Raw genomic sequence first — 18950 nt, 5'->3', positions numbered from 1 at the left:
AGAGCCTCGATGGCGGGTCCGGGCGACAACACGCGCAACAAGTCGAAGACGGGGTCTGAAGCCGACAGCTTCAAGCGTGCCGTCACCGTCTGCATGCGCGCCATCGCCGGCGACAAGGAGCTCGAAGTCGGTTTCGCCAAGGACCGCCCGGCGCTCGCCGGCAGCCGCGCCCGACTGCCCGAACTGCCGAAGAAAGCGTCCAAGACAGACATCGCGATTACTCGTGGCCTGGGCGATTCCATGGCGCTGAAGCGCGCCTGCCACGATCAGCGCATCCACACCAAACTGGCGCCGGAAGGCAAGCTGGCGCGCTCGATCTATGACGCCGTGGAACAGGCCCGCGTCGAGGCGATCGGCAGCCGCGCCATGCAAGGCGTCGCCGACAATATCGGCTCGATGCTGGAGGACAAATACGCCAAGGCCAACCTTGTCGACGTCAAGGACAAGGCCGACGCGCCGATCGAGGAGGCGCTGGCGCTGATGGTGCGCGAAAAGCTGACCGGACGGCCGATCCCGAAGAGCGGCGAACGGCTGGTCGACCTCTGGCGGCCCTGGGTCGAGGAAAAAGCCAAGGCCGATCTCGACGGACTGTCGGCCAAGCTTGGCGACCAGCAGGCCTTTGCCCGCGTCGTGCGCGAGATGCTTGCGTCCATGGAGATGGCCGAGGAACTCGGCGACGACCAGGAGACCGAAGACTCCGAGGACAATGACGACAACCAGCCGCAAGGCGAGGAGCAGAGCGAGGAGGGCGGTGAAGAGGATTCCGGCTCCGAGCAGTCGCAGTCAGAGGATGCCGAGGCCTCCGCCGACGACGAACAGTCGTCCGAGACGGAAGCGTCCGACGCCACCGCTGACGATCTTTCCGACGATGACGATGCGGACGCCGAAACGCCGGGCGAGGCGCGCCGTAACGACAACCCCTTCGCCAACCTGCCGAAAGAGATTGACTACAAGGTTTTCACCACCGCCTTCGACGAGACGGTCGGTGCGGAAGATCTGTGCGAGGAGGAAGAACTCGACCGGCTGCGCGCCTTCCTCGACAAGCAGTTGGCCAATCTCTCCGGCGTCGTCGGCCGGCTCGCCAACCGGCTGCAGCGCCGCCTGATGGCGCAGCAGAACCGTTCTTGGGATTTCGACCTCGAAGAGGGTTATCTCGATCCGGCACGCCTGGTTCGTGTCGTCATCGACCCGATGCAGCCGTTGTCGTTCAAGCAGGAGCGCGACACCAAATTCCGCGACACGGTGGTGACGCTGGTGCTCGACAATTCGGGCTCGATGCGCGGTCGGCCGATCACGGTTGCCGCCACCTGTGCCGACATTCTGGCGCGCACGCTGGAGCGCTGCGGCGTCTCGGTCGAGATCCTCGGCTTCACCACGCGCGCGTGGAAGGGCGGACAGGCTCGCGAGAAGTGGCTGAAGGACGGCAAGCCGCCGAACCCCGGCCGGCTCAACGATCTGCGCCACATCATCTACAAATCCGCCGATCATCCATGGCGCCGTGCCCGGCGCAATCTCGGCCTGATGATGCGCGAGGGCCTGCTCAAGGAAAACATCGACGGCGAGGCGTTGTTATGGGCGCACAACCGGCTGATCGCCCGGCCCGAACAGCGCAAGATCCTGATGATGATCTCGGACGGCGCGCCGGTCGACGATTCGACGCTGTCGGTCAATCCTGGCAACTATCTCGAGCGGCACCTGCGCGCCGTCATCGAGCTGATCGAGACGCGCTCGCCGGTCGAGCTTCTGGCCATCGGCATCGGCCACGACGTCACCCGCTATTACAGGCGCGCCGTCACCATCGTCGATGCCGAGGAACTGGCCGGCGCCATGACCGAGCAGCTGGCCTCGCTGTTTGCCGAGGAAAACGTGCGCGATACACGCCGCGGCGGCTACCGGCGCGCTGGATGATTTTTTTGCGCGGCGGGTTTCGGCAGATGCTCTTCGCGGTCACTGCCTTGTTCGGCATGGCGTTTGCGCCGGCCATCGCCGCCGGCCCAAGCGCGGTCGAGCCGGTCGAAGTCTCGGCGCGGCCGATCACCACCTTCAATATCGGCAGCGCCGACAAGCAGTTTGGGCTGCTGGAATTCGTCGGCGGTCTTGAGATGAACTCGACGACGCGCGATTTCGGCGCGCTGTCGGCATTTCGGTTCGTCAAACCCGGCAGCGATTTCATCGGCGTCGCCGATACGGGCTTCTGGTTCTTCGGCTCGATCACCCATGATGCCGACAAGCGGCCGTCCGGCATCCAGAATTTCCGCATGCAGCAGATGGTCGATGAAAAGGGCCGGCCGATCGACAGGAAATGGGAAGTCGATGCCGAGGGCCTTGCAGTCAAGGACGGCATCGCCACCGTCGGCTTCGAGCGCGATCACCGCGTCGCCCAGTTCAAGATTGACCCCAGCAACATGACGGCCCCGTTCAAGCAACTGAACTTTCTGGTTCCAGCCCGCGAACTGCGACAGAACCGCGGTTTCGAGACCGTCACCCACGCCAATCCCAACGGCCAGCACGAGGGCGGCCTCGTCGTGGTCTCGGAAAAGAGCTTGGACAAGGCTGGCAACATCTATGCCGCCATCATCGAAGGGCCGCACAAGGGCGTCTTCACGGTCAAGCGCAACGGTGATTTCGACATCACTGACGGCGCCTTCCTGCCGGATGGCGACCTGCTGCTTTTGGAGCGCAGTTTCTCGATGGCCGGCGGTGTCAGGATGCGGCTAAGGCGCATCTATGGCGAAAGCGTCGAGAAGGGCGCGGTTGCCGACGGGCCGGTGCTGATGGAAGCCGACATGGGCTACCAGATCGACAATATGGAAGGACTCGACGTCTGGACCCGCGATGACAGAGCGCTGATGGTGTCGCTGATCTCGGACGACAACCATTCGATCCTGCAGCGCAACCTCTATCTGGAATTCATCCTGCACCAGGATTGAGAGCCCTAAGGCTTGGTGGCGATCCAGATGACGTGGCGCGCGCCGCGCTTGCCATTGGCGCGCGTCTTCACCTCGTCCACGACAAAGCCCGCCTGCTTGAGCCTAAGTGTGAAGCCGGCATCGGGGCCTTGCGACCAAACAGCCAGCACGCCCCCGGGCCTGAGCGCTGCACGCGCCGCGCCGAGGCCGGCAGCGCCATAGAGGGCGTCGTTGCCCTTGTAGACGATGCCTTCGGGGCCATTGTCGACATCGAGCAGGATGGCGTCCCAGGCTGCCTTGTCGGATCTTATGATGTGCCCGGCGTCGGCTTCGCGAACCGTCACACGGGGATCGTAGAGACAGCCGGCGAAGACCGCCTCCATGGGGCCGCGCGCCCAGGCGATGACGGCGGGGACAAGCTCGGCAACGGTGATGCCTGCGTCGGCGCCCATTTGGGCAAGCGCAGCGCGCAGCGTAAAACCCATGCCGAGGCCGCCGATCAGGATTTTCGGTTGGGCGCGGCCGCCGATCTTTTCACAGGAGAGCTTGGCCAGCGCTTCCTCGGAGCCGCTGAGGCGGCTGTTCATCAGCTCATTGGTGCCGAGCATGATCGAGAATTCGCTGCCGCGCTGCTTGAGGCGCAGTTCCTGTCCGCCGTCAGGCGTTTTGGCCGAGCCGAGCTGGACCCAGGGAATCACGGCCTAGACAGCCACGGCCGGCTGGCTCCAGTGGGCGGCGAGCAGCCGGTAGGGGATCAGGGCCACAACAGCGATGATCAGCTTCAAAGAGAGGTCGCCCAGCGCCCAGGAGACCCAGCGCATGGACTCGACCGGCAGCACGCCTATCAGCGGCGCCGTCTCCAGCGCAAAGCTGTCGTTCGGGCCGGCAAAAGCGAAGGCGGCCGAAAAGGCGATGCTGAAGAACACCAGGGTGTCGAACACCGAGCCGACCAGCGTGCCGACGATCGGCGCGCGCCACCAGCTCTGCCGGCGCAACCGGTTGAACACGGTGACGTCGAGCAATTGCGCGCAAAGGAAGGCCGCGCCGGAAGCTGTGGCGATGCGCACCAGCCGGTCGGCTGATGTCTCGAACTCGATCAGGCCGTGGCGAAACAGGAAGGGCGGGACGAGGATCGAGCAGACTACCGCGGTCATGAAGCCGACAAGGACGATGCGGCGCGCCACGGTCGGCCCGTAGCGGCGGTTGGCAAGGTCGGTGACCAGGAAGGAGAAGGGATAGGTGAAGGCGCCCCAGGTCAGGATGTCGCCCAGCGACATACCGCCGGCCTGGCCCTGCATCGGGAACTGCACGAGGATGTTCGATGCCACGACGACAAGCGCCATGGCGGCCACAAAGGGCAGATATCGCGAGAAGGAAGTCATTTTTTTATCCTGGGTAATGGAACCAGCCAGGCGCTAGCCGAAGTTCGGGTCGCGCTGCCTTAGAAGTTTTGAGCATCGGATTGCTCCGATGCTCAGGGCGGTCGTCCCCCGCCTTGATATCGTTAAGCGGCGGGCTGGTCGGCCAGCTTCTTGGCGATCTGCTTCTTCAACAGGCGCGCGCGCTGCGACAATTCCTTGGCGTCGGCCTTGGCCAGGAAGGCGTCGAGGCCGCCGCGATGCTCGACCGAACGCAGCGCGTTGGCCGAAATGCGCAGGCGCACATTCTGGTTCAGCGCTTCCGAAATCAGCGTCACATTGACGAGGTTCGGCAGGAAGCGGCGCTTGGTCTTGTTGTTGGCGTGGCTCACATTGTTGCCGGTCTGGACTGCCTTGGCAGTGAGTTCGCAGGTGCGGGACATGGTTCTAACCTTCAGTTCTGTCTAGCCTGCCAAACCTTGTTCGCCCGCGCCGGGTGGCGCGCGGTTTCAGTCAGGCGGCCTTATGGAAAAGTTGGCGTTCCATAGTTGCATTTCGCCAATGCGTCAAGCTCCGGCTTACCCACGACTGTGACGAGCGTTTCACATAAAGGCCGGAATTCAGCCTATAAGCGGTCGGACAGGGACATCTCAAGCCGGAGTCGCCCGCCTCCGGTTAAAAAAAATCAAGGACCGAGCCCGCCATGCTTCGCCCGTCACATGCCGTTGTCGCCATACTTGTCGCCGCCTTGCCGACATCAACCCTTGCCGCCGCGCCCGCAGCCACCGCACAGTCCTTCAAGGGCGAATACACGGTGTCGTTCCTCGGCCTTTCCGTGGCCAAGGCGACATTTTCCAGCCACTACGAAGGCGGTAGCTATTCCATAGACGGCACCGTCTCCAGCGCGGGTCTCGCCACCTTGTTCGACGACACGAGCGGCACGATCTCGTCAAAGGGCAAGATCCTGGGCAAGCAGATGCAGCCACAGGTATTTCGCGCCGATTATAAGTCCGGCAAGAAGGCTTCCATGGTCGATATCCGCTTTGCCAATGGCGCGGTGACCGCCACCCAGGTCATTCCCGAACCGAAAAAGCGCAATCCCAAAAACTGGATACCGCTGGGCAGCAACGATCTGGCATCTGTGCTCGATCCCATGGCGGCTACCGTTATCCATGCCGACAGCCTCGACCAGGTCTGCGGGCGCAAGGTGAAATTCTATGACGGCGAGATGCGCGCCGACCTGACGCTGACCTACGCCTCGAAAGGATCGATCTCGGTCAAGGGTTACAAGGGCGACACCGTTACCTGCAAGATGAGCTTCGAGCCGGTGGCAGGCTACCGCAAGGGCCGCAAGGCGCTGAATTACCTGAAGAAGAAGAGCCAGATGATGGTGACGTTTGCACCGCTCGGCCAAACCGGCATATATGCGCCGATCCACGCCACGGTCGGGACGCAGATCGGCACCTTGACTGTCAGCGCGGGGCGGTTCGAAGCTACTGAATAGACGCGCCCACCCGAATAGAATGGGGCGAGTCGCCGGAGACGGGCATGGGGCGCGCAACACTGATCGGTTTCTCGGCGGTCGCCATGTGGGCGCTGCTGGCGTTGCTCACCGATGCGTCGGGCGCCGTGCCGCCATTCTTGCTCTCGGCCATCACCTTCACCATCGGCACCGCCGTCGGTTTGGTTGCCCGGCTGTTCATGCCGGCGACCGATAAAAGCCTGAAGATCCCACGCCAGGTCTGGGTGATCGGCATTGCCGGACTGTTCGGCTACCATTTCTTCTATTTCACCGCGCTGCGCAACGCGCCGGCGGTCGAGGCAAGCCTGATCGCCTATCTGTGGCCGCTGCTGATCGTGCTGGGATCAGCGCTGATGCCGGGCGAGAAGCTGGCCTGGAACCATGTCGTCGGCGCGCTGCTCGGGCTCGCCGGGACCGTGCTGATCGTCACCAAGGGTGGCGGCCTCGCCTTCGATGCTCGCTACACCTTCGGCTATGCGATGGCGGCCGTCTGTGCGCTGCTGTGGTCGTCCTATTCGCTGCTGTCGCGGCGCTTTCCGGCGGTGCCGACCTCGATCGTCACCTGGTTCTGCGCCGCCACGGCAGCCCTGTCCCTCATCTGCCATCTTCTGCTGGAAAAGACGGTGCTGCCCGATGGCCCCGGCCAGTGGCTGGCGGTGGTTGGTTTGGGGTTGATGCCGGTGGGTGCCGCCTTCTACGCCTGGGATATCGGCGTCAAACGAGGCAACATCCAGGTGCTCGGCGCGGCAAGCTATGCGGCGCCACTGCTGTCGACATTGGTGCTGATCGCGGCGGGCGTTGCCGAGCCGTCGCTGCGTATCCTGGCTGCCTGCGTACTGATCACCGGCGGCGCGGCGCTGGCGGCGAAATCGTTGTTCCTGCGCAAGGCGGCAACTGGCGGGGCAAGCGCATGACGATGCCGTTTGCCGGCGGCATCGACGCCAACGCAAATGCAACATTGATTTTTTCGCTGGTGGCGGCAGTGATCTACGCCTTCACCCTGGATATGCGGCCGACGCTGGCCCGCTCGGCGGCAAAGACGCTGGCCGTGGCCATGCTTGCGGCACTCGCCTTCATGCAAGGTGGGCCGCTGTTGCTCGTCGTCGCACTGCTGCTCAGCGGCGTCGGCGATGCCTTCCTGTCGCGTGACGGCGAAAAGGCCTTCCTCGGCGGGCTGGCCAGCTTCCTTGCGGCGCATGTCCTCTATGTGCCGCTCTTCCTGCTCGGCGGCGGCGGGCTGGATGTGCTCAGCACCGAGACATGGCGCGGCGCCATCGCGCTTGCCATGGCGGCCTTCGCAGTCGTCATGCTGGCGGCGCTCTGGCGCCGTGTCAGTCCCGGCCTGCGGGTGCCGATCGCCATCTATATCGCGGCCATTCTGGCGATGGGCATCTCGGCGTTGACGCTCGCCAATCCGTGGGTCATCGGCGGCGCTGTTATGTTCATGGCATCGGACGGGCTGCTTGCCGCGGAGAAATTCCTGGTTCCGGCAATAGCACCCTATCGCGCCGGCATCCGTTATGCGGTCTGGGTGCTCTACTATGCCGCCCAGCTCTGCATAACTCTTGGTTTTCTTCTGGCCTAAGGCTGCCAGCCCGGCTCGGCCATTTCAAACGCGGCGAAGTCGAAGCCCGGCGCCACGGTGCAGCCGACCAACGTCCATTCGCCGAGGCTGCGCGCCGATTGCCACCAGCCGGCCGGCACGACGATCTGCGGCCGCTCGCCCGCCGCAAGCTCAATGCCGAGCACCTGCTCGATCACCTGGTTAAGCATTGGACTACCTTCCTCGCACATCGACAGCGCCAGCGGCGCTCCGGCATGGAAGTGCCAGACCTCGGCCGCGTCCTTGACCCGGTGCCAGGCCGAAATCTGGTCCTGTTCAAGGAGGAAATAGATCGCCGTCGAATGGCCACGCGCGCCACCGGCGCCGTCGCGAAAGGTCTCGGCATACCAGCCGCCTTCCGGATGTGGCTTGAGGCCGAGCGTGGCGATGATTTCAGCGGCGCTGGTCATGGCTGATCCCGGAATGATGCTCAGAAATTGTCCTTGCGCTTGCGGATTTCCGCGAACACTTCGGCGTCGGAGGCCGCCTCCATACCGAGATGCTTGCGGATCGCCGGGTCGTGCCAGCGCAGGAACGGATTGGTCGACAATTCCTCGCCGATCGTGGTCGGCAGCGTCGCCTTGTTGTCGGCGCGCAGGGTCTCGATCTTGGCGGCGCGTTCCCTGAGCGCCGAATTGGTCGGGTCGACGGTCAACGCAAAGCGGGCGTTCGAAAGCGTATACTCATGGCCGCAATAGATGACCGTGTCCGCCGGGAGTGCGGCGAGCTTCTTCAGCGACTCATACATCACCGGCGGCTTGCATTCGAACAGCCGGCCGCAGCCGAGCGCGAACAAAGTGTCGGCGGTGAACGCCACTTTCGAGGCCGGAAAATGATAGGAGACATGGCCCGCTGTGTGGCCGGGCGTGGCGATGACATCGATCCGCTCACCGCCGAGATGGACGACCGAGCCTTGCCCGACGGTCTCGTCGATGCCGGGGATCTTTTCCTTTTCCGCCTCCGGTCCGACGATGCGCAGCTTGAAGCGCTCCTTCAGCGCCAGATTGGCCTCGACATGGTCTACATGGTGGTGGGTGGTCAGGATCATCGTCGGCTTCCAGCCGGTACGCTCGATCGCGGCAATGATCGGCGCTTCTTCGGGCGCGTCGATAATGGCGGTCTCGCCGCTTTTCGGGTCATGCACCAGCACGCCGAAATTGTCGCTGCGGCACATGAACTGTTCGATTTCGACGGGCATTGGCATCTCTCCATCTGTTGGCGCAGACATAGGGCGCTTGGCCGCCGATGTCACTCTAGCTTTGCAGAACGTGCCGGCTTTGTTGAACTTGGGCGGCATCGCAGCTACCGTCCCGCGCATGCATTCCGATATCGTCGATCTCCGCTCCTTCTATTCGACCACGCTCGGCCGCCTGGCTGAACGCTCGATCACCATGGCGCTGTCCTCAATATGGGCAACAGTGCCCAATGAGCGGCTGGTCGGGCTCGGCTATACCTTGCCGTGGCTGGAGCGGTTCGGCACCGATGCCGAGCGGGTGTTTGCCTTCATGCCTGCTACGCAAGGCGCCGTCGTCTGGCCGGCGAACGGACCGACGGCTACGGCGCTGGTCTTCGACGAGGAACTGCCGCTGGTCGATTCCTGCATCGACCGCATGCTGCTCGTGCATTCGCTCGAACATGTCGAAAACCCGCGCGAGACGCTGAACGAGATCTGGCGGGTGCTGTCGCCGGCAGGGCGCGTCGTCATCGTCGTGCCCAACCGGCGCGGTGTCTGGGCGCGGTTCGAGCACACGCCGTTCGGCAATGGCCGGCCGTTCTCGCGCGGCCAGCTGACAGAATTGCTGCGCGAGGCGAATTTCACACCGGCTTCCTGGTCCGACGCGCTGTTCTTCCCGCCATCGCCGCGGCGCTTCATGATGCGGTTCCACAATGTGCTGGAGCGCGCCGGCCGGCGGTTCTGGCCGATCTTTTCCGGCGTCATCGTGGTCGAGGCGCAGAAGCGGCTCTATCAGGGCGTGCCGGTCGCGCAGCGCGCCTCGCGCCGTGTCTTCGTGCCGGTACTGTCACCGCACGGTGCGACGCGGCTTGGCCGCCGGGCGGAAGGGGTGACATCGGCGACGCGTCAGGTGACACCTTCGTGATCATCATGAAAACTGGTGTTGCGTGGGTTTTTCCCACCTATCTGTCGCAGATGCATTCGCGGTCCGTTTGAGCGGCGGATGCCTTCAAGTCTCTCCATCTGGTTTCAGCAACGCTTCTGAACGCAAGGACCTCGTGCATGGCTGATCAACCGGACAAGTCCGCCACCGCTCAGCCGGTAACCATCGAAGCCAGCAGCTTGCGCGATCAGGTGGCGACGATCAAACGGGCGCTGATAGGCTCACCGGTGCGCAAGTGGCTGGTCTGGACGTCGGTCGGCATTATGGCGGTCATCGTCGCGACGTCGATCGGCCAGGTTCTGCTCAACCGCTGGAACCAGCCTTTCTACGATGCGCTGGCGCGTCGCGACATGGCGGCCTTCCTGCATCAGCTGATGATCTTTGCCGTGATTGCCGGCACGCTGCTGCTGCTCAACATCGCTCAGACCTGGCTCAACCAGATGATCCGGCTGAAGCTGCGCGAGGCGCTGACGCTCGACCTGATCGACCAATGGATGCGGCCGGCGCGGGCCTTCCGGCTCGCCAATGCCGGCGCCATCGGCGTCAATCCCGACCAGCGCATGCAGCAGGATGCTGCGCATCTGTCCGATCTGTCGACGGACCTCGGCGTCGGCCTGCTGCAATCCTTCATCCTGCTGGTGTCGTTCGTCGGCGTGCTTTGGCAACTCTCGTCGGGCTTCGTCTTCCACATCAACGGCTGGTCGCTGGCGATACCGGGCTACATGGTCTGGGCCGCGTTCCTCTATGCCGGCATCGCCTCCTGGCTGAGCTGGCTGGTCGGGCGGCCGCTGATCCGCCTCAACAGCGACCGCTACACCCGCGAGGCCGAGCTGCGTTCCGGGATGGTGCGCGTCAACGAGAATGTCGACGCCATCGCGCTCTATCACGGCGAAGCCGATGCCAAGAGACGGCTCGAAATCGACCTTGGCACGGTGCTGGGCGCGATGCGAAACATCTACAAAGCGCAGATCAACCTGTCCTGGGTGACCGATACCTATGGCTGGATCACCGTGGTGGCGCCGATCCTTGTGGCATCGCCGGTCTATTTTTCAGGCGATATCAGCTTTGGCGGGTTGATGATGGCGGTCGGCGCCTTCAACCAGGTGCACTCGTCGCTGCGCTGGTTCATCAACAATATCGGCGGCATCGCCGACTGGCGCGCCACGCTGATGCGCGTTGCCGACTTCCGCATTGCGCTCGATGAAACCGATGTGTTGCACGACAAGGAAAAGCGCATCGAATTCGGCGATAACGCCAATGGCAGCCTGACCTTCGAGAAGCTCCAAGTGGCCTCGCCGGAGGGCTGCACCAAACTTTCAGACAGCCATGTCGAGATCCATCCCGGCGAGCGCGTCATGATCACCGGCGACCCAGGCGCCGGCAAGACATTGTTCTTCCGCGCCATTGCCGGCCTTTGGCCCTGGGGCAGCGGGCGGATCGGCTTGCCGGCCGGAGAAACGCCGATTTTCGTGCCGCGTGTTCCGTATTTTCCTGCCGGCACGTTACGCGAAGTGCTGCATCCGAATGGCTCGGCGCCGGCTGGCGATGCTGATTGTGGGGCGGTGCTGGCCGAGGTCGGCCTCGAGCGGCTGTCATCCTCGCTCGACCGTTCCGCACGCTGGGAGCGGGAACTCAACGATGACGAACAGCGGTCGCTGGCCTTCGCCAGGCTGGCCTTGCGGCAGCCGAAATGGGTGATCATCGACGAAGCGATGGACGCGTTCGATGGTCCTTCGCTGCGAAGGGTACTGTCCATGCTGGAGAAACGCCTGCCGGAAACCGCGATCCTCAACATCGGGCGCGGACTGCACAATGGTCATTTCTTTCCACGCGCATTGAACATCGTGAAGGATACGGGTGCTGCGCCACTGAAACCCGCCCGAGTCAGGACCGGCGCCATCGACCCGCCGCCGAAAGCGGCCGTGCGGCGAAAGAAGTAGAAGGGGCTTTATTTCGCCGCGATCGCGGCGAAGATTCACGGGTCGAAACATCCGTGGTGCGGCCATGCTCGATGCGCTCAGCCTGCTTGCCTGCCTTGCCTGCACCACGCCCGTGGCTGCCCCGGCCGTTGCCGTGGATGTCGAACTGGTGCTGGCCGTCGACATCTCACAGTCGATGGACGAGAGGGAGTTCGCGCTGCAGCGCGCTGGCTATGTCGAGGCGCTCAGGCATCCCGATTTCATCAAGGCCGTGCGCTCGGGAACCACCGGGCGCATCGCGCTTGCCTATTTCGAATGGGCGGGCGTCGTGCGCGAGGATGGCGTCATCGCCTGGCAGGTGATCGACAGCGCAGAGAGCGCCAACGCCTTCGCCGACAGAATAGAAGCCCGGCCGTTCCGCAGCTTTCGCGGCACCTCGATTTCCGGTGCGCTTGCCTTCGGCGCCGGGCTGTTCGAGGGCACGGGGTTCGATGCGCCACGCAGCGTCATCGACATTTCCGGCGACGGTCCCAACAACACCGGGCTGCCCGTCGCCACGACACGCGATGCGGCGGTGGCCAAGGGCATCGTCATCAACGGCCTGCCGATCCTGATCAGCCCGTCGCCGACGTTCAGCCATCTCGACCAGTATTATGACGACTGCGTCACCGGTGGGCCAGGCTCCTTCGTGTTGCCGATCTATGCGGCCTCGGAATTCGCCACCGCCATACGCCGCAAGCTGATCCTGGAGGTGAGCGGCATCGCCGATGCGACCGTGGTCCCGATCGATGCCGCCGCACCCATGGACTGCCTACAGGGCGAACGCGACCGGCGGCTATATTCCGACCCATATCTGCCGGAACTCGACAAATGAGGTTTGAGGCAGTTCGGAGGGGAAAGCCGCTGCGCGGCTTGTCGGCAAACTTCAGGCCGGCCGTGCACCGTATTTGTCGCGAAATTCGGCATAGAGATCGCGGCGCCAGCGCCGGCCGCCGACATAGCCACGCAACAGCTGCGGCAGCGAATAGCCAAGCGCCTTCGACGACCGGTTGGCCATATAGCCGGAGAACGCCTGCGAAACCCTGCCCTTGAGTGCATCGGCGATGAGCTGCCGGGCGATCATGTAAGGCGGAATGTAGGGGTAGCGGTCGGCGATATAGGGGTGCTTGTCGATCAAGCTCGCATAGGCTTCGACATAGCCGTCCCGGCGACCGGAGATCGAATTCTCCGAGTTGTACTTTTTCCAGTCGATCACTTCGGACAGCTGCGCGCCGCTGCGACGGGCAAAGCGCAGCAACAATTCGCGATCCTGCATGCGCGTGACGTCACTGTCGTAGCCGCCGATGGCCAGCAGCGACTCGCGCCGGGCGGTGATTGCCGACCCGGCAATGAAGATGGTCTGCGCGACAAGGGCCCGCTCCAGCGAGTCGCGGCTCAGCAGCGCCTCGCGGTTGACGCAGTTGGTGCGGCGATTGCCCTTCAGCGACACGAAGGAACTGATCAGCACTTCGAGCGAGGGATTGTTGTCGAACTGCTCCAGCGTCCGCGCCAGGCGATCCGGCAAATAGACGTCGTCGGAATCGAGGAATGTCACAACCGGCGCCTGCGCCCGCTCGATGCCGGCATTGCGGGCGGCATTGGCGCCGCGCCATTTCGAGCCAACATAGATCAGCCGTGGATCGCGGATTTCGGCAAGTGCGGCTGCCGTACCGTCGGTCGAGCCGTCATCGACGACAATGTGTTCGAACCGGGGAAAATTCTGCGCCAGCACGCTCTCCACGGCGCGCACCACCTTGCTGCGGCGATTGTGCGTCGGTGTGATCACCGAGATCAGCGGAGCGAGGTCGGTTGCCTTGGACATGTTGCTTCGATTGTGCCCCGAAATGCCTGGAGGCCGGAGGTTTTGATGGTCGCCGTCCAAGCCTTACCCCGGGATGGCATTCGCTTCGACGCTACAAAAAACCAGCGGCAATGTCATCACAAACTGTTGAGCCAGGACGCCGGTAAGCCGGCCGATTACCCCAGACGTAATCGACCGATGGCCATCATGTCTGCAGATTGCGCCAACGAAGCCGGTCGTCGGGCTTCGATCTCACAGGGAGTTCAGCCATGGCCGCCTACGCCGTCGCCCATATGCGTCAAGTCACAATGGGCCCGCAGATTGTCGAGTATCTGCAGAGGATCGACGCCACATTGGAGCCTTTCGGCGGCCGCTTCCTTGTCCACGGCGGCGACATGGAGGTGGTCGAAAACGAATGGCCCGGGCATCTGATCGTCATCGAGTTTCCGGACAGGGCGCATGCGTGGGGCTGGTACAATTCATCAGCCTATCGCGAGATTCTGGCCTTGCGCACCCACAACTCCCACGCCGATGTGATCATCGCCGATGGCGTTCAGCACCCGCACAAGGCGACGGACGTGCTGGAATAGGGGCAAACTACCGCTTCAGCAAGAACACCGCTTGCTGGCCGAAGAAATTCCAGAACCACCATGGCATCGACAGGCCGATCTTCTGGCCGTTGCCGTCGAGCGCGGTGGCTTTCTCGACCGAAGCGCCGAGTTCCTCGACCAGATTGACGAAGTCGCGGATGGTGCAGAAATGGATGTTGGGCGTGTCGTACCAGGAATAGGGCAGGTCCGCGGTCACCGGCATCCGGCCATTGACGAACAGCGACAGCCGCACCCGCCAGTGGCCGAAATTGGGGAAGGAGACGATGGCGCGGTTGCCGATTCGCAGCAGCTCGTCGAGCACCAGCTTCGGGTTGCGGGTCGCCTGCAGCGTCTGAGACAGGACGACGAAGTCAAAACCCTTGTCCGGATAGAATTCGAGGTCGGTATCGGCATCGCCCTGGATGACCGAGAGACCGCGCGCCACGCATTCATTGACGCCGCGCTGTGACAGCTCCAGCCCGCGGCCGTCGACCTGCTTGGTCTCCTGCAGGAGTTCGAGCAGCAGGCCGTCGCCGGAGCCGACATCGAGCACCCGCGACTGCGGCGGTATCAGGTTGGCCACGACTTCGAGGTCGACGCGCTGGCTGCCATTGACGCTCATGAGGCGAGCCCCCTTGCGCGGGCCGCCGAGCCGATGAAGCCCTTGATGGCGGCAAACAGTTCGGGTTCATCGAGCAGGAAGGCATCATGGCCGCGGTCGGTGTCGATCTCGACGAAGGAGACGGAGGCGCCGGCGGCGTTGAGCGCATGCACGATCGAGCGGCTCTCCTCGGTCGGGAACAGCCAGTCCGAGGTGAAGGACACCAGGCAGAAGCGGGTCTTGGTCCCGGCAAAGGCATCTGCCAACCGGCCGCCATGGTCGGCGGCGAGGTCGAAATAATCCATCGAACGGGTCATGTAGAGGTAGGAGTTGGCGTCGAAGCGGTCGACGAATGTCATGCCCTGGTGGCGCAGATAGCTTTCGATCTGGAAATCTGCGTCGAAACCGAAGGTCAGCGCTTCGCGGTCCTGCAGATTGCGGCCGAATTTCCGATGCAGGGCGGCTTCCGACAGATAGGTGATGTGGGCGGCCATGCGCGCCACGGCGAGCCCCTTTTCCGGGCGCTTGCCGTGCTCGAAATATTTGCCGCCATGCCAGTCCGGATCAGCCATGACAGCCTGGCGGCCGACCTCGTGGAAGGCGATGTTCTGCGAGGAATGGCGTGCGCCTGTGGCGATCGGCAGGGCCGAGAAGACGCGCTCGGAATAGCATGACGCCCATTCCAGCACCTGCATGCCGCCCATCGAGCCGCCGAGCACGCAAAACAGCTTTTCGATGCCGAAATGGTCGACCAGCATCAGTTGCGCCCGCACCATGTCGCGGATGGTGATGATTGGCAGGTCGAGGCCGTAGGGCTTGCCGGTGGCGGGATTGGTCGAGGCCGGACCGGTGGAGCCGAGGCAGCCGCCGATGACGTTGGAGCAAATGACGAAGAAGCGGTTGGTGTCGATGATCTTGCCGGGACCGATCAGCACTTCCCACCAGCCGGGCTTGCCGGTCACCGGATTGGTGCTGGCGACATGCTGGTCGCCGGTCAGCGCGTGGCAGACCAGGATGGCGTTGGTGCGGGCATCGTTGAGGGCGCCATATGTCTGGTAGGCGATCTGGAACGGCGACAAAAGCGTGCCGGCGTCAAGCTTCAGCGGCTTGTCAGGGCCAAAACGCAACACAGGGCTCGACGGGTTGTCGGCCTCGTTGTTGGTTTTTGTAGCGCGGAGCGCGGCCATGTGACTCTCCTTGCCCGCCGTCAGGCAATAAAAAACCGGCAATGCGATCGCAAAGCCGGTTACGTCACGCAAACGGCCCTTTAGCGAGTTGTTTAACGTGGCTGCAAGCCGACCGGCCAAATCACCACGGAACTGTTGCGTTCTTCTAGAACTCGTGCGGCCCGGCGTCAACGGCCAGCTATTGCCCGCCTCTCGACATTCGCGGCTACGGCTTGTATTTCCGCTGCGGCCTCCGGACGGAGGCATTCTCGATGGATTTGCGACATGGACAAGACAGCGGAAAAGGCACGACCGACGCCCCGCGCGGGCATTATGGACATCGACGCCTATGTGCCGGGCAAGAGCACAGCACCGGCCGGCGTCGCCAAGGTCCATAAACTATCGTCGAACGAGAACCCGCTCGGCCCGTCGCCGAAGGCGATCGAGGCCGCGCGTGAAGTGGCTGCCAAGCTCGATGTCTATCCCGATGGCACCGCCCGCCGGCTGCGCGAGGCGATCGCCGAGGTGCATGGCCTCAACCCGGCAAACATCATCTGCTCCAACGGTTCTGACGAGATACTTGGCCTGCTGGCGCAGACCTATCTTGCGCCAGGCGATGAGGCGATTTTTACCGAACATGCCTTCATGGTCTACAAGATCTACATTCAGTCGGCGGGGGCCAAGCCGGTTGCTGTGAAGGAAACCGAGGAACGCGCCGACGTCGACGCGATCCTGGCCGCGGTGACGCCGCGGACCAAAATCATCTTCCTCGCCAATCCCAACAATCCGACCGGAACCTATCTGCCGTTCCAGGAGGTCCGCCGCCTGCATTCCGCGCTCCCGGGCAACGTGCTTCTGGTGCTGGACGCGGCCTATGCCGAATATGTCAGGCGCAATGACTATGAGGCCGGCATCGAGCTGGCGGGCAGCGCACAGAATGTGGTCATGACCCGCACCTTCTCCAAGCTTGGCCTTGGCGGCGCGCGCATCGGCTGGATGTATGGCCCACTGCACATCGTCGATGCCATCAACCGCATCCGCGGCCCTTTCAACGTTAACGCAACAGCGATCGAGGCCGGCATTGCCGCCATCCGCGACCGCGCCCATGTCGAGCGCAGTTCGTTGCACAACGAGACCTGGCTTACCTGGCTGAATGAAGAACTGACGAAGCTTGGGCTGCGCGTGACGCCCAGCGTCGGCAATTTCGTCCTCATCCACTTTCCCGACGACAAGAGGCATTCGGCTGAGGCGGCGGACGATTACCTCACCCAGCGCGGCTATATATTGCGGCGCGTTACCGGCTATGGCTTTCCCAATGCGCTGCGCATGAGCGTCGGCACCGAAGAAGCAAATCGCGGCGTCATCGATGCCCTCACGACATTCCTGAAAAGCTGAAACAATGACAGCACCGATGTTTGAAAAGATCGCGCTGGTCGGCATCGGCCTGATCGGCTCGTCGCTGGCCCGCATCATCCGCCGCGAGGGCCTGGCCCGCCATGTCGCCATCGCGACGCGCAGCCCGGCCACGCTGGCGCGGGCGAAGGAGCTCGGTCTTGGCGAGAGCTACACCACCGACGCCAGGGAAGCGGTCCGCGACGCCGACCTGATCATCGTCTCGGTGCCAGTGGGGTCGTCGGGCGAGGTGGCGCAAGAGATCGCAGCGGCGCTGAAAAAAGGCGCCATCCTCACCGATGTCGGTTCGACCAAGGCCTCCGTCATTGCGCAAATGCAGCCCTATGTGCCGGACGGCGTGCACTTCATTCCGGGACATCCACTGGCGGGTACGGAGAAATCGGGCCCGGATGCGGGTTTCGCCGAGCTGTTCGAAAACCGTTGGTGCATCTTCACGCCGCTGCCCGGCACCGATCCGGCGGCGCTGGAAAAGCTTTCGGAGTTCTGGCGGCGCTGCGGCTCCAACATCGACACGATGGACCCGCAGCATCATGATATGACGCTGGCCATCGTTTCGCATCTTCCGCATATCATCGCCTACAACATCGTCGGCACCGCCGACGATCTGGAATCGGTGACCAAGTCGGAAGTGATCAAATATTCGGCTTCCGGTTTCCGCGACTTCACCCGTCTGGCCGCCTCCGACCCGACCATGTGGCGCGACGTGTGCCTGCACAACAAGGATGCCATCCTGGAAATGCTGGCGCGCTTTTCAGAGGACCTCGCCTCGCTGCAGCGGGCGATCCGCTGGGGCGACGGCGACAAGCTGTTCGACCTGTTCACCCGCACCCGGGCCGTTCGCCGTTCGATCATCGAGGCCGGCCAGGACATCGACGTGCCGGATTTTGGCCGCCAGGCGGTGGAACATCCGGCGAAGAGCTAAGTCTCCTCAAGCGGGCCATGTCGCCGCGACCATGGCCATTGCCTCGTCCCTGTTTGGCGCCCCCAGCCGGCCGCCGAAGCGCTGGCATTTGAGCGCGGCCGCCGCGCTGGCAAAGCGCAACGCCTGCTCGATCGGCATGGTTTCCGCCAACGCGACAGCAAAGGCGCCGTGGAAGACGTCGCCGGCGGCAAGCGTGTCGACCGCCTTGATCTTCGGCGCCGCGATGTGGCGCACGCATCCGGCGGACCGGTCATGCCACCAGCTTCCCGCGGCGCCGCCGGTCACCGCCACGAAGGCATCGGTGCGGCTGGCGAGGTCGGCACAGGCGGTTTCGGGGTCCAGCGCATGGCCGCAGACGATGCGTGCCGCCGACTCCGAAGCGACGATGTGCGATGCCAGCGGCAGCAGGCGCTCCAGCACCTCAACCGGCGCCGTGTCGGCGTCGAGGATGGCGGGACGGCCGGCGCTGCGCGCGGCGGTCAAGGCAAGAGCGGCGGCGCCCGGCCAGCGCACATCGACCAGCACGGCATCGAAGCCGGAAAGATCGGCGACAGGCACCGCCTCGGGGTCGGCCTGCGCCTTTGGGTCGTAGAAGGGCACGATGATGCGCTCGCCATGAGCGTCGACCAGGATCGCGGCCAGCGCCGAGCGGGCGCCTTCGACGCGGCGGACAAAGCCGCAATCGACGCCCTCGGCCTCGATGCCGGCCAGCAATTGGTCGCCGACGGCATCGTCACCTGCACTTGCCCACAGGAACACCTCGGCGCCGAGACGGCGGGCGGCGCAGGCAGCACTTGTCGCCATGCCCGAGGCGATCTGGATGCCGTCCGAGGCGATGAACTTGCCCTGATGCGTGGGCAGGGTTTCGACGCGCAGGATGGTATCCAGCGTCAGCGCGCCAACGCTCAGCAGTTTCACCGGTCGGTTCATGCGTCGGCTTGCTCGAGCACGATCTCTCCCCAAAAGCCGTTCCCGCTCTTTGCGATCATG

At 63.7% G+C, this 18950-nt stretch carries 20 protein-coding genes and 1 riboswitch; of the genes, 11 read left to right on the top strand and 9 right to left on the bottom strand.

Annotation, left to right across the window (positions count from 1 at the left end):
- Positions 1–9 precede the first annotated feature (9 nt).
- Together cobT and ACYG9V_RS00875 are read left to right on the top strand one after the other, a co-directional pair.
- Positions 10–1908, top strand: a complete 1899-nt coding sequence (gene cobT / locus ACYG9V_RS00880; RefSeq protein WP_023699107.1) for a cobaltochelatase subunit CobT — start codon at positions 10–12, stop codon at positions 1906–1908.
- Positions 1905–2930, top strand: a complete 1026-nt coding sequence (locus tag ACYG9V_RS00875) for an esterase-like activity of phytase family protein (RefSeq protein WP_352443954.1) — start codon at positions 1905–1907, stop codon at positions 2928–2930. Before cobT ends, ACYG9V_RS00875 begins: the two co-directional genes overlap by 4 nt.
- Positions 2931–2935: 5 nt before the next feature.
- On the opposite strand, the gene ACYG9V_RS00870 is transcribed toward ACYG9V_RS00875, so the two are convergent.
- The 3 genes from ACYG9V_RS00870 to rpmB form a co-directional block, all read right to left on the bottom strand.
- Positions 2936–3607, bottom strand: coding sequence for a hypothetical protein (locus tag ACYG9V_RS00870; RefSeq protein ID WP_352765915.1), 672 nt, complete (start codon positions 3605–3607; stop codon positions 2936–2938).
- Positions 3608–3610: 3 nt separating this feature from the next.
- Positions 3611–4291, bottom strand: a complete 681-nt coding sequence (locus tag ACYG9V_RS00865) for a queuosine precursor transporter (RefSeq protein WP_352765914.1) — start codon at positions 4289–4291, stop codon at positions 3611–3613.
- Between the two features lie 122 nt (positions 4292–4413).
- Positions 4414–4710 (bottom strand): 50S ribosomal protein L28, encoded by a 297-nt coding sequence (gene rpmB, locus ACYG9V_RS00860; protein ID WP_023670682.1) that lies wholly within the window; start codon positions 4708–4710, stop codon positions 4414–4416.
- Positions 4711–4970: 260 nt separating this feature from the next.
- Between rpmB and ACYG9V_RS00855 the strand changes: the two genes are divergently transcribed.
- From ACYG9V_RS00855 to ACYG9V_RS00845, 3 genes are read left to right on the top strand one after another with little or no spacing between them, the layout of a single operon-like run.
- Positions 4971–5771: a DUF3108 domain-containing protein gene (locus ACYG9V_RS00855; protein ID WP_023670683.1), complete on the top strand. Its 801-nt coding sequence runs from the start codon at positions 4971–4973 to the stop codon at positions 5769–5771.
- Between the two features lie 44 nt (positions 5772–5815).
- Positions 5816–6703 (top strand): aromatic amino acid exporter YddG, encoded by an 888-nt coding sequence (gene yddG / locus ACYG9V_RS00850; RefSeq protein ID WP_023670684.1) that lies wholly within the window; start codon positions 5816–5818, stop codon positions 6701–6703.
- Positions 6700–7374 (top strand): lysoplasmalogenase family protein, encoded by a 675-nt coding sequence (locus ACYG9V_RS00845; protein ID WP_023699113.1) that lies wholly within the window; start codon positions 6700–6702, stop codon positions 7372–7374. The genes yddG and ACYG9V_RS00845 overlap by 4 nt, the downstream gene beginning before the upstream one ends.
- On the opposite strand, the gene ACYG9V_RS00840 is transcribed toward ACYG9V_RS00845, so the two are convergent.
- A complete protein-coding gene (locus ACYG9V_RS00840; protein ID WP_023828397.1) occupies positions 7371–7802 on the bottom strand; it encodes a cupin domain-containing protein in 432 nt (143 codons plus the stop codon). The genes ACYG9V_RS00845 and ACYG9V_RS00840 overlap by 4 nt on opposite strands.
- Before the next feature lie 20 nt (positions 7803–7822).
- Positions 7823–8590 carry a hydroxyacylglutathione hydrolase gene (gene gloB, locus ACYG9V_RS00835; RefSeq protein WP_352674257.1) on the bottom strand — a complete coding sequence of 256 codons (768 nt, stop codon included), beginning with the start codon at positions 8588–8590 and terminating at the stop codon, positions 7823–7825.
- Positions 8591–8708: 118 nt separating this feature from the next.
- On the opposite strand from gloB, the gene ACYG9V_RS00830 reads away from it, so the two are divergent.
- The 3 genes from ACYG9V_RS00830 (at position 8709) to ACYG9V_RS00820 (ending at position 12302) form a co-directional block, all read left to right on the top strand.
- Complete coding sequence (locus ACYG9V_RS00830; RefSeq protein ID WP_352765923.1) at positions 8709–9491, top strand: class I SAM-dependent methyltransferase; 783 nt, start codon at positions 8709–8711, stop codon at positions 9489–9491.
- A gap of 137 nt (positions 9492–9628) precedes the next feature.
- On the top strand, positions 9629–11449 hold the full coding sequence (locus tag ACYG9V_RS00825; RefSeq protein ID WP_460221892.1) for an ABC transporter ATP-binding protein/permease: 1821 nt from the start codon (positions 9629–9631) through the stop codon (positions 11447–11449).
- Between the two features lie 64 nt (positions 11450–11513).
- Positions 11514–12302 (top strand): DUF1194 domain-containing protein, encoded by a 789-nt coding sequence (locus tag ACYG9V_RS00820; protein WP_023714977.1) that lies wholly within the window; start codon positions 11514–11516, stop codon positions 12300–12302.
- 51 nt (positions 12303–12353) lie between these two features.
- On the opposite strand, the gene ACYG9V_RS00815 is transcribed toward ACYG9V_RS00820, so the two are convergent.
- On the bottom strand, positions 12354–13289 hold the full coding sequence (locus ACYG9V_RS00815; RefSeq protein WP_023673297.1) for a glycosyltransferase family 2 protein: 936 nt from the start codon (positions 13287–13289) through the stop codon (positions 12354–12356).
- 248 nt (positions 13290–13537) lie between these two features.
- Between ACYG9V_RS00815 and ACYG9V_RS00810 the strand changes: the two genes are divergently transcribed.
- Positions 13538–13858, top strand: a complete 321-nt coding sequence (locus ACYG9V_RS00810; protein ID WP_460221891.1) for a DUF1330 domain-containing protein — start codon at positions 13538–13540, stop codon at positions 13856–13858.
- Positions 13859–13865: 7 nt separating this feature from the next.
- Here the strand turns inward: ACYG9V_RS00810 and metW are convergent, their stop codons facing one another.
- Together metW and metX are read right to left on the bottom strand one after the other, a co-directional pair.
- Complete coding sequence (metW, locus tag ACYG9V_RS00805) at positions 13866–14480, bottom strand: methionine biosynthesis protein MetW (RefSeq protein ID WP_023673299.1); 615 nt, start codon at positions 14478–14480, stop codon at positions 13866–13868.
- Complete coding sequence (gene metX, locus ACYG9V_RS00800) at positions 14477–15646, bottom strand: homoserine O-acetyltransferase MetX (RefSeq protein ID WP_023685352.1); 1170 nt, start codon at positions 15644–15646, stop codon at positions 14477–14479. Before metX ends, metW begins: the two co-directional genes overlap by 4 nt.
- 60 nt (positions 15647–15706) lie before the next feature.
- Positions 15707–15784: riboswitch (SAM riboswitch) on the bottom strand.
- Positions 15785–15910: 126 nt separating this feature from the next.
- Here metX and hisC point away from each other — a divergent pair.
- Together hisC and ACYG9V_RS00790 are read left to right on the top strand one after the other, a co-directional pair.
- Positions 15911–17020, top strand: coding sequence for a histidinol-phosphate transaminase (gene hisC / locus ACYG9V_RS00795; protein ID WP_352762722.1), 1110 nt, complete (start codon positions 15911–15913; stop codon positions 17018–17020).
- Between the two features lie 4 nt (positions 17021–17024).
- A complete protein-coding gene (locus tag ACYG9V_RS00790) occupies positions 17025–17960 on the top strand; it encodes a prephenate/arogenate dehydrogenase family protein (protein ID WP_023686715.1) in 936 nt (311 codons plus the stop codon).
- 6 nt (positions 17961–17966) lie between these two features.
- Here ACYG9V_RS00790 and ACYG9V_RS00785 read toward each other — a convergent pair whose 3' ends face one another.
- The gene (locus ACYG9V_RS00785; RefSeq protein WP_352762721.1) at positions 17967–18890 is read right to left on the bottom strand and encodes a sugar kinase; all 924 of its coding nucleotides are present in this window, start codon (positions 18888–18890) and stop codon (positions 17967–17969) included.
- Positions 18891–18950 lie beyond the last annotated feature (60 nt).

The sequence above is a fragment of the Mesorhizobium sp. W016 genome (assembly GCF_054719485.1).
Note: the sequence above shows the minus strand (reverse complement) of the source record. Positions and strands in the feature narration are given on the sequence as shown.